Raw genomic sequence first — 9,553 nt, 5'->3', positions numbered from 1 at the left:
CGGCTCGGCGATGGCGAAGTTCGCGTAGCCGGGGCGCCGCTTGGCCGGCTGCGTGCCGAACAGCTTGCTGTAGAACGCGATGGAGCCCTCCAGGTCGCTGACTCTCAGCGCGAGCTGGACTCGGGACACATCGATCACCCTCTTTGAATAGATGATCGTCTATGTAGAGGGAGCTTGCCTCCCTGCATCGACGACTGTCAAGATAGACGTATGTCGAAGAAGGAGCTGCCGGTCTTGCGGGATTCCGCGTGTTGCACCCCGCTGGCCCGCGAGCCGCTGGGCGAGGCCGACGCCAAGAGCCTGGCCGCGATGTTCAAGGCGCTCTCGGACCCGGTGCGGTTGCGGCTGCTCTCACTGATCGCCTCCCACGAGGGCGGCGAGGCCTGCGTGTGCGATCTCGCCGGCCCGTTCGACGTGACGCAGCCGACGATCTCCCATCACCTGCGGGTGCTGCGCGAGGCCGGGCTGATCGACTGCGAGCGGCGCGGCACCTGGGTGTACTACTGGGTGCTGCCGCAGGCCCTGGAGCAGCTCGGCTCGCTGCTGTCCACCGACGGCCTGATTTCTGCGGGCGCGCGGTGACCGAGCCGCTGGCCCGCCGGGCGCTGGCCGAGGGCTTGGGCACCGGGCTGCTGGTCACCGTCGTGGTCGGCTCCGGGATCATGGCGTCCCGGCTCTCCCCGCACGACCTGGGCCTACAGCTGCTGGAAAACTCCACCGCGACCGCACTGGGCCTGGCGGTGCTGATCATGATGCTCGGCCCGATCTCCGGCGCGCACTTCAACCCGGTGGTCACCTTGGCCGACTGCGCGCTGGGCCGGCGCACCGGCACCGGCGTCGATGCGCGCACCGTCGCGGTGTTCATTCCGGTGCAGACCGTCGGGGGGATCGGCGGGGCGGTGTTGGCGAACCTGATGTTCGCCCTGCCCGCCGCGACTGCCTCGACCCACACCCGCACCGGCGCCCACCTGTGGCTCGGCGAGGTCGTCGCGACCGCCGGGCTGGTGCTGCTGGTCTTCGCCCTGGCGCGTACGGGCCGCGGGCGGTACGGCCCGGCTGCGGTCGGCGCGTACATCGGCGCCGCCTACTGGTTCACCTCCTCCACCAGCTTCGCCAACCCCGCCGTCACCATCGCCCGCGCGTTCACCGACACCTTCGCTGGCATCGCCCCCGGCTCGATCACCGGCTTCGTGGTCGCGCAGCTGCTGGGCGCAGCGCTCGGCGCCGCGCTGGTCCTCGCGCTCTTCCCGCACCGTCCGACTCCGGGCAAGCCGCTGGCCGCCACCGACCGCACGGCCGAACTGGCCGCCGCGGCCGCCAGTGCAAGGAGCGCCATATGACCGACAAGCCCAGCGTGCTGTTCGTCTGCGTACACAACGCCGGCCGCTCCCAGATGGCCGCGGGATTCCTCACCCACTTGGCGGGCGACCGCATCGAGGTGCGCTCCGCCGGCTCCACCCCGGCCGACCAGGTCAACCCGGTCGCCATCGAAGCGATGAAGGAAGTCGGCATCGACATCTCCGGTCAGACCCCGAAAGTCCTGACCATCGACGCGGTCAAAGCCAGCGACGTGTGCGTCACCATGGGCTGCGGCGACACCTGCCCGGTGTTCCCCGGCAAGCGCTACCTGGACTGGACCCTGGACGACCCCGCAGGCCGGGGCATCGACGCGGTCCGCCCCATCCGCGACGCGATCGAGCAACGGGTACGCGTCCTAATCGACGAGCTGCTGTCGCAGTAGGCCGAGTGGGTCTTGTTCGGCCCGGTTTCTGCACACCGTCTGCACACCGCCGTGTTCGGTCCTGCACACCGCCGCGCTTTTCTGAGGTCACCCGACCATGGAGGTGTCTGATGAGAATCGGCAAGCGCGCAGTACTCGTGATCGGCGCGGTGGCCGCCACTGTCGCCTTGACCGGCGGCGGGATCGCTATCGCGTCGGACGCGACGGCGCCGACCCCGCCGATGACGTTCTATCCGCATGGCAACAACCCGAGTTCTGCGACCAGCACGACGACTTCGCACGAGCGGGCACACGACGACAGCCGCGACGACGACCAGACACACGAAACCAGCCAAGCCACAACGCCGAACGCGCACCGCGAACACGACGACAGCCAGTCAGAATGATCACCACGGGGCTGTAGGCGTCGCAGCGCTGCAACACAACCGAGGTCGATAAGAGAACAATGCTTCCGCACATCGGCGGCCGGGTCTGGTCTTGGACCGGGCCGCCGTGGGCTATCTCGCGGGCACGCCGACGGTGAACACCGCGCCACCGCCTGACGGGCTCTCGGCCGTCACGCTCCCGCCGTGCGCCGCCACCAGTTCCGCGACCACCGCCAGGCCGATCCCCGTGCCACCGCGTTTCTCAGCCCCCGATCCCCGCCAGAACCGCTGGAAGATGAACGGAAGCTCTTCGGCGGAAATGCCTGGGCCGGTGTCGGCCACCGTCAGCTGCGCCAACTGCGCGCCGGTTGTGCCCTGTGGATCGATGCGCATTCGAGTGGTGACGGTCACCTCGCCGCCCGGCGGGGTGAATTTCACCGCGTTGGTCAGTAGGTTCGTGATCACCTGCACTAGGCGGTCTTCGTCCCCTTCCACGGGCGCGGCCTGCAGATCCGTGACGAGCCGCAGTCCCGCCTCTTCAAACTGTGGCCGTAGCGTCTGCTCGCAGCGTGCCGCAATGTCGGCCAGGTCTATTGCGGTCGGCATGAGAGTCAGCCCGGCGGCCTGCGCCGCGGCAAGCGCCGAGAGATCGTCGAGCAGGCGGTCAAGGCGCAGCACCTCGTCGTGTAGCGAGGAGATCTGAGCGGTCGTCGGTTCAGCGAGCCCGTCGAGCAGCTGCTCGCTCGTGCCGAGCAGGATCGTGACCGGGGTTCGCAGCTCGTGTGCCACGTCGGCGACGAGCGCGCGCCGCAGCGCGTCTTCCCGCTCGAGCGTCGCGGCCATCCGCGCGAAGGCCGCCGAAACCTGTCCGATCTCGCCCGGACCGCCGCGTACCCGCGCCGCGGCGCCGCTCTCCCTGCGTTCGATCGCTTCCGCCGCCGCGGCGAGCGCGAGCAGCGGCGAAGTCGCCCGGCGCGTGGCGATCAACGCCGCGATTCCGGCGAGCACCACGGCCACCGCGGCCCCGATCCAGACATGCTGCAAGATGGCCCGGCCGGCCTGTGCGGCTGCCGCCTGGTCTGCGGCCGGGAACTCGATCAGCACGCTGCCCACGTTCCTACCGCCGACCACGACCGGAACGACCTGTGTCGTTGAGGGCACTGTGGCGCTCGGCGACGGCGTGACTGCCGCTGCGACGTATTGAATGCCAATCGCATGGGGCGGTGGCGAAGGCGTCGGGGCGATCGGCCCGGCGGCAACGGGTCCGCCGTGATGTCCCGGCGAGGCTGACGGGCCGATGCGGCCGCGCTCTTCCTCCGGGCTTTCGCCGTGCCCCGGTCCGGTGCCCGGGGAGTGCTCTGTCTCGGGCGTCGCGGTGATGGTCGCGATCTGCCCGCCCGAGGTGTCCAGCACGATCAGCCGCGCACCGTTGACCTGCGCCAGCGCGCGCACTGCGGACAGGTCGACCGCGCTCCAGGAACCGGCGGCGGTATACGCGTCCGCCAGCGCCGCCACGATCTCCTGCCGCGCCCGATCACGCTCACTTGCCACCAGCGCACTGGTCTGACTCGTGACCGACACCGCCGCAAGTGCCGCCACCAGTCCCACCGCGCCGACACCGACCAAGGCGAAGGCCGCGAACAACCGCCGGCCCAACGGCCCTAGCATGCGCGTGCGCGAGCTGGCCATGTCGTCATCTCAACCCGCACGAGGCTACCAACGGCAGGGCCGCGCGACCCGGCCATATCGTCCGACCGGCCCTACCGGGGGCGAGCGGGACGTGATCCGATTGCAGCGGAAAGGAGAGTCCGTGCTTGCCAGCGTGCTGATCGTCGAAGACGAGCGCAAGATCCGCGACCTGCTGCGCTCCTACCTTGAAAACGAGGGCTACAGCGTGCTGACTACCGGCTCCGGCGCCGAGGCGATTCGCCTCGCGCGCGAAGCACGGCCGGACTTGGTCGTACTCGATCTCGGCCTTCCCGACATCCGCGGTGAAGAGGTAGCCCGCGAGGTGCGAAGCCACAGCGCCACCGCGATCATGATGCTCACCGCGAGAACCGAGACCGCCGACCGGATACGTGGCCTGGAACTGGGCGCGGACGACTACGTCACCAAGCCGTTCAGCCCGCGCGAGGTGGTGTTGCGCGTGCGCGCCATCCTGCGCCGCGGCGCCGACGCCGAGCCGGACCAGCCGGTCTCGTACGGCGGGGGAGCGCTGACGATTGACGAGACCCGTCACCTGGCCACCGCCCATGGCTTGCCGGTCGAGCTGACCGCCACCGAATGGAGACTGCTGACGACACTCGCCAGCGCGCCGCGCCGGGTCTTCAGCCGCTACGAACTGATCAACCGGGTGCGCGGCTACGACTTCGAGGGCTACGAGCGCACCGTCGATTCGCACATCCGTAACCTGCGCCAGAAGATCGAAGCGCCGTCGCCCGCGCCCCGCCTGATCGAGACCGTGATCGGCGTCGGCTACCGTTTCTCCGCCTCTCGGGACACCACAACCCACGCGGTCGAACCGGCAGGCTGAGAGCATTCCGCCGCAGGGAAAGTCGCGACACGGCTGCGCTGCCCGCGGTCGTGGTGCGACGCGCTGTGGCCCGGTCCCGCAGGGCCGGGCCACAGCGCCCTCGGGTCGAACGCCGGCCGGGTTACCGGTCGGTCTCGTCGCCGTGCTGGTACCGGTGTTCGTACATGTTCTGCATCGTCGTTCCCGGCACCGCACTCGGCGAATCCAGGCAGCTTCCATCGCGCGCCCGCTCGCGGATCTGGTCGCGGTCCTGCGGCTGAGTCACGGTCGCGCTCGGCGCCGCGGCCGGTGAGTTGAGGCAGCTTCCGTCCCGGGCCCGGTCGCGGTCCTGCTGAGTGGTAGCGGTACCCGCAGGCGTCGGGGGGTTGCCCCCGCTGGTCGCGGCGATAGCCACGCCACCGGCCAGCACCGCGGTGAGCGGAACCGCCGCCAGCAGCAGAGCCCTGCGCCCGATGCGCTTGTTGAGCTTGATCGGCTTCATCGTGCACCTCCTTCGATCTCTGCCTCAAGCACACCGCACCGCCGTGCAGACCACGCCGCGCTCTTGTGCAGATCGTGTCGAGATTCGCGGATCGTGCACCCTGACGCTCTCTCCCCGCTTCTTCGCCGCTCAACGCCCTGCGACGCTCGTTCGGTCATCCACTAGTCCTGAGCGTCACCACCGCGGCGCTGTTGAACATGCTGGATTCGCTGAGCAGCTTGATCGAGCACTAGATCATCCATTGACACGTTGTGGGCCGAAATCCTGCCGTCCGGGCTGGACGAAAGCGACGCGCCGGGGCTCTCAGCGGACCTGCGTGGTGTAGGCGGATCGCTGCTCAGGCGTCGCCGACTCTACGCGATGGCGCAGCGGGAAGACGGCGTGTCGGTCACTGTAGTCGGCCGCAGCGGGATGGTTTGCTGGAGACGTTGGCTTCACTGTCCGATCGCAGTCGATCAGTCGGACTCGCGCCTGTCGAACTGCCGCTACGGGACTTTCGCTACTACTTCAGCACCGCGGACCGTGCCAGTTTCGGCAAGGGGCGGAAGTCAGTCGGCGCAAGCACACGGTGACATGGGGATGGGGGACTTGGGCATGTTCGGCATATACGACCATCATGTGGGTCTTCGGCGCGCTGCCCAGCCCCTCGAATCGGCGGCCGTGTCGGGCCGCACGTACATCACCGACAGGCAGCGGGTCTATCCGATCGCGTGCCGGAACCTCGGGTCGTCGTGGCCTGCCATGCCAGTGGATTTGCGCACACGATTCCGGTCGAGCGGACCGTTCGGCACTTCGACCGAGGCAGTCGAGTGTTTCCCGCGGTGCTAGCGGTTGCCGCGCCAATTCCGATCTTCGGCCTGATCCTCGCGATGTTCTGGCTCGAAGATCGCATCTTCCCGCGCACACAAACTCAGGATTCCACGCCCGCTGCCGAGCGCGACGGACCAACGCGCCCCGCTTCAGAGCATCCAGATCGATACCCGCATGAGCCTTCCCGGCATCACGAAGGTCGATCTTTCTCACGCCGCGCGCGCCGCCGTACCGCTCTGCGGTCCTTCGCGACCCGCGTGCCGTCGAACGGCGAGGCCAGCCGTCGATTCGCGCACCATCACGCCCGCCACGCGCTTCGCCGTACGCGCGTGAATCGCGCGGTGACGCTGCAAACGACTATGTCGAGCGCCATATCGGTGGAAGTGGCGGTTTCAGCGAAAGCCGTCCACGAACGTAGGACCGATGAGGTGACCATCGGCCCTATTGTGGCATCACGCGTGAAGCAATGATTTGATATATCTCTTATCTGTCGCGAAACGTCTATCAGAATCGCGATTTACTAGCTCGCTCGTAGTGTCGCGCTCGAAGGCGGTGAATCACGGTGACCTTTTCCAATCGAGCGGAGGCTGCCGATCGGCTGGTCGAGCTGCTGCGCCCCTGGCAATCCGGCCGTCCCATCGTCGTGGCCCTTGCCCCGAGCGGCGTCGCCGCAGCCGTCACGATCGCCCACGCCCTCGACACGCCGCTAGACGCCATCGCAGTGCACGAGCTAACCGCCCCCGGCGTCCCGGCCGGCGTCCTCGGCGCCGCGGCCTCTCTCGCCGTGTCCGTGCTGCGCGGTCAAGGTGTCAAAGGGCTGGTGCTCGCCGTGCCGGTAGGGGCGCGCGCCGCCCTCGATCGCCTGCGTCCCCGCGTGGACGCCCTGGTGTGCGTGCGCGAGATGCCGTGGCCCAGACCTGTCCGGGAATGGTACGAGGACTACCCCGAGATCACCGATCGACATGCCCGCCGGCTCCTACGCGACGAGATCAGCCGTAACTGCGTTGACGAACGCCCCAAAGCGGCCCACGCACGCCACAGAAAAGCATTAAACGCATAACCAAGCCACGTCTGAGCTGACCTGATGCTGTCCGTAGCGATCTCGACTGGCGCGTCGTCGGGTGGAGAACGCCCGGGCGCGCCAGCCCGTGAGCCCCCGCAGGTCAGGGGCCTCGCGAGAAACCGCGAGCGCCTCTTGCGTACCGTTCAGCCATGGACTGCGGTAACGTCTCGCGTTCTGTCTACAGCCGCTTTTCGGCCGGAGGCGGCGTGGCGGCGACGGATTGGCCGATACCGTCGGCCCAAGCTTCAATCTCATGCCAGTCGCGGTGGTCGCCGTAGCGTCCGCCGATCAGACGGAAGATGACTCGGCCGATCCGTGGAAGACACTCGGGCGTGACGACGCCTGAGAACAGGTGGTGCCCGACCGGCCCGACGACGCCTTTGAACTGCGCGCGCAGGATGGCCTCCTCGCTCATCGCCATACGCCGCAGCAGCCTCGGCAACGCGCCGGGCATTCCGACGCTGAACGTCCACACCGGTCTGTCCGACAGGTCCGCGGCGTTTCGTCGCACGAACTCTCGCGCCTCGGGCAGCCATACCTGATTGTGGACCGCGCTACCGACGACGATCGCGTCATAGCCAGCGACGGTGTCCATCTCGTCCACAGGCCGCACGACCGCACTGGGTACCCACTTGCCGATCACCTCGCCGACCCGTTCGGCGATCTCCCGCGTAGAGCCGAACGCAGTCGCATAAGTTACGAGCACTGACATCGTGCGCCTCCCGACTCGCCTATGCCAGAGGCTAAGCGTCCGGCCTGTCGTGGCCCAGGGCCGAACGCCTCGACTGCCCCCTTCCTTCGGCCTGATGTCCTCCCACCACCTCATATGACAGCGGGCTCGGTCTGGGTTATCGTCGAGGAAAGCATACCCCCGGGGGTATATGGACGGAGGCGGAATGATCCGGGAAGTGGACGTGCGCGAGCTGGCGGCGGCGCACCGAGGCGGGGCGTTCGTGCTGGATGTGCGCGAGCGTTTCGAGTACGAGGACGGGCACGTGCCCGGGGCGCGGCTGATCCCCATGTCCAACGTGCCCGCGCGGATCGGTGAGCTGCCGCGTGACCGGCGCATCTACGTGATCTGTGCGAGCGGCAACCGCAGCTACACGGCGGTGTCGTGGCTGATAGCGGCCGGTTTGGACGCATACTCGGTGCGCGGCGGCACCTCGGGCTGGGCAAGGTCCGGCGGGCCGCTGGTGCGCGGACCGAGGGAGCACGCAGCATGAGCGCGCGAGATGTAGAAGTGCATGGTCGGATGCAGATCGTCGCGCTGGACACCCCGCCGCTGGGGGATCGCAGTTACCTGGTGCACGACGGCGAGGTGGCGTTCGTTGTGGATCCGCAGCGGGACATCGACCGGGTGCTGTTGTTGCTCGAACAGGCCGGTGTGCGTCTGCTGCGTGTGTTCGAGACGCACATCCACAACGACTACGTCACCGGTGGCCTCGCGCTGGCGCGGGCGACCGGCGCGGCCTATCACGTCAACGCCGCCGACCCGGTGACCTTCGAGCGCGAACCTGTCGAAGACGGTGACGTGCTTGACGTAGGCCACCGGATGCGAGTGCGGGTCATGGCCACGCCGGGGCACACCTTCACGCACCTGTCGTACATTGCGAACGCTCCGGGCCAGGCGCCCGTCGCCTTCACCGGCGGCTCACTTCTGTACGGCTCGACCGGCCGACCGGACCTGCTCGGTCCGGCGCACACCGGTGCCCTGGTGCGCGCACAATACGCCTCAGCGCATCGGCTGGCGCACGCGCTGCCGGACGAGGCCGCGGTGTATCCGACGCACGGGTTCGGCAGCTTCTGCTCGGCGACACAAGCGCAGGCGCAGGCGTCGACCATCGGGCTGGAGAAGCGGTCCAACCCGGTGCTGACCAAAGATCAGCATACTTATGTCGAGGAACTGCTCTCTGCGCTCGACGCCTACCCGGCGTACTACGCGCACATGGCCCCGGCGAACCTGGCCGGCCCCGGCGCGCCGGATCTCGCCGCCGCGCACCGCGCCGACGCGGCTGAACTGCGCCGCCGGATCGACGCGGGGGAGTGGGTTGTGGACCTGCGCCACCGCACCGCGTTCGCGACCGGGCACCTGGCCGGCACGCTCAACTTCGGGCTCGACGGCAGCTTCGCCACCTATCTGGGCTGGCTGATCCCGTGGGAAACGCCGCTGAGCCTGCTCGGCGAGAGCCCGCAACAGATCGCCGAAGCACAGCGTGAACTCGTGCGCATCGGCGTGGAGCGACCAGCCGCGACCGCCGCAGGACGGATCCAGGACCTCTCCAATGGACGAGAGTTGCGGTCTTTCCAGACGGCTCGCTTCGCCGACCTGGAGCAGGTGCGTCACCACCGCGGCGTAGTAGTGCTCGACGTGCGGCGCGATCTGGAGTGGCGCGAAGGCCACCTCGATGGCGCCGTGCACATTCCGCTGCACGAACTGCCTGCCCGCCTGGACGAGATTCCCGAGGGCGAGGTCTGGGTTCACTGCCGCTCCGGTTACCGCTCCTCGGTGGCTGCCTCGCTGCTCGATGCGGCCGGGCGGCGAGTGGTGTCTGTCGACGAC

The 9,553-nt window shown here is 68.4% G+C and carries 13 protein-coding genes; 9 read left to right on the top strand and 4 right to left on the bottom strand.

From position 1 onward, the window contains the following. Nucleotides 1-129 (bottom strand): VOC family protein (locus VFB40_RS25670; protein ID WP_324855063.1); only part of this gene is annotated, 129 nt, incomplete at its 3' end. 81 nt (nt 130-210) lie between these two features. Here VFB40_RS25670 and VFB40_RS25665 point away from each other — a divergent pair. The 4 genes from VFB40_RS25665 (at nt 211) to VFB40_RS25650 (ending at nt 2,127) form a co-directional block, all read left to right on the top strand. Further along, nucleotides 211-582, top strand: a complete 372-nt coding sequence (locus tag VFB40_RS25665) for an ArsR/SmtB family transcription factor (RefSeq protein ID WP_324855061.1) — start codon at nt 211-213, stop codon at nt 580-582. Continuing rightward, the gene (locus tag VFB40_RS25660) at nt 579-1,340 is read left to right on the top strand and encodes an aquaporin (RefSeq protein ID WP_324855059.1); all 762 of its coding nucleotides are present in this window, start codon (nt 579-581) and stop codon (nt 1,338-1,340) included. Before VFB40_RS25665 ends, VFB40_RS25660 begins: the two co-directional genes overlap by 4 nt. Then, nucleotides 1,337-1,741: an arsenate reductase ArsC gene (locus tag VFB40_RS25655; RefSeq protein WP_324855057.1), complete on the top strand. Its 405-nt coding sequence runs from the start codon at nt 1,337-1,339 to the stop codon at nt 1,739-1,741. The genes VFB40_RS25660 and VFB40_RS25655 overlap by 4 nt, the downstream gene beginning before the upstream one ends. Nucleotides 1,742-1,851: 110 nt before the next feature. Continuing rightward, nucleotides 1,852-2,127: a hypothetical protein gene (locus VFB40_RS25650; protein WP_324855055.1), complete on the top strand. Its 276-nt coding sequence runs from the start codon at nt 1,852-1,854 to the stop codon at nt 2,125-2,127. Nucleotides 2,128-2,238: 111 nt separating this feature from the next. Here the strand turns inward: VFB40_RS25650 and VFB40_RS25645 are convergent, their stop codons facing one another. Continuing rightward, nucleotides 2,239-3,657, bottom strand: a complete 1,419-nt coding sequence (locus tag VFB40_RS25645) for a sensor histidine kinase (protein ID WP_324855053.1) — start codon at nt 3,655-3,657, stop codon at nt 2,239-2,241. Nucleotides 3,658-3,676: 19 nt separating this feature from the next. Here VFB40_RS25645 and VFB40_RS25640 point away from each other — a divergent pair, with 19 nt between their 5' ends. Beyond that, nucleotides 3,677-4,639: a response regulator transcription factor gene (locus VFB40_RS25640; RefSeq protein WP_324855051.1), complete on the top strand. Its 963-nt coding sequence runs from the start codon at nt 3,677-3,679 to the stop codon at nt 4,637-4,639. A 121-nt stretch (nt 4,640-4,760) separates the two neighbouring features. On the opposite strand, the gene VFB40_RS25635 is transcribed toward VFB40_RS25640, so the two are convergent. Beyond that, complete coding sequence (locus tag VFB40_RS25635) at nt 4,761-5,120, bottom strand: hypothetical protein (RefSeq protein ID WP_324855049.1); 360 nt, start codon at nt 5,118-5,120, stop codon at nt 4,761-4,763. A 710-nt stretch (nt 5,121-5,830) separates the two neighbouring features. Here VFB40_RS25635 and VFB40_RS25630 point away from each other — a divergent pair. After that, complete coding sequence (locus VFB40_RS25630; RefSeq protein ID WP_324855047.1) at nt 5,831-6,400, top strand: hypothetical protein; 570 nt, start codon at nt 5,831-5,833, stop codon at nt 6,398-6,400. A gap of 92 nt (nt 6,401-6,492) precedes the next feature. Next, nucleotides 6,493-6,990 (top strand): hypothetical protein, encoded by a 498-nt coding sequence (locus tag VFB40_RS25625; protein ID WP_324855045.1) that lies wholly within the window; start codon nt 6,493-6,495, stop codon nt 6,988-6,990. Between the two features lie 181 nt (nt 6,991-7,171). Here the strand turns inward: VFB40_RS25625 and VFB40_RS25620 are convergent, their stop codons facing one another. Continuing rightward, nucleotides 7,172-7,705 (bottom strand): flavodoxin domain-containing protein, encoded by a 534-nt coding sequence (locus VFB40_RS25620; RefSeq protein ID WP_324855043.1) that lies wholly within the window; start codon nt 7,703-7,705, stop codon nt 7,172-7,174. 184 nt (nt 7,706-7,889) lie between these two features. Here VFB40_RS25620 and VFB40_RS25615 point away from each other — a divergent pair, with 184 nt between their 5' ends. Further along, the gene (locus VFB40_RS25615; RefSeq protein WP_324855041.1) at nt 7,890-8,216 is read left to right on the top strand and encodes a rhodanese-like domain-containing protein; all 327 of its coding nucleotides are present in this window, start codon (nt 7,890-7,892) and stop codon (nt 8,214-8,216) included. After that, the coding region (locus VFB40_RS25610) for a rhodanese-like domain-containing protein (protein WP_324855039.1) at nt 8,213-9,553 on the top strand (1,341 nt) is incomplete at its 3' end. The genes VFB40_RS25615 and VFB40_RS25610, both read left to right, overlap by 4 nt.

It is taken from the genome of Actinocrinis sp. (genome assembly GCF_035650855.1).
GTDB lineage: Bacteria > Actinomycetota > Actinomycetes > Streptomycetales > Catenulisporaceae > Actinocrinis.
This window is presented reverse-complemented; position numbering and strand designations above follow the sequence as displayed.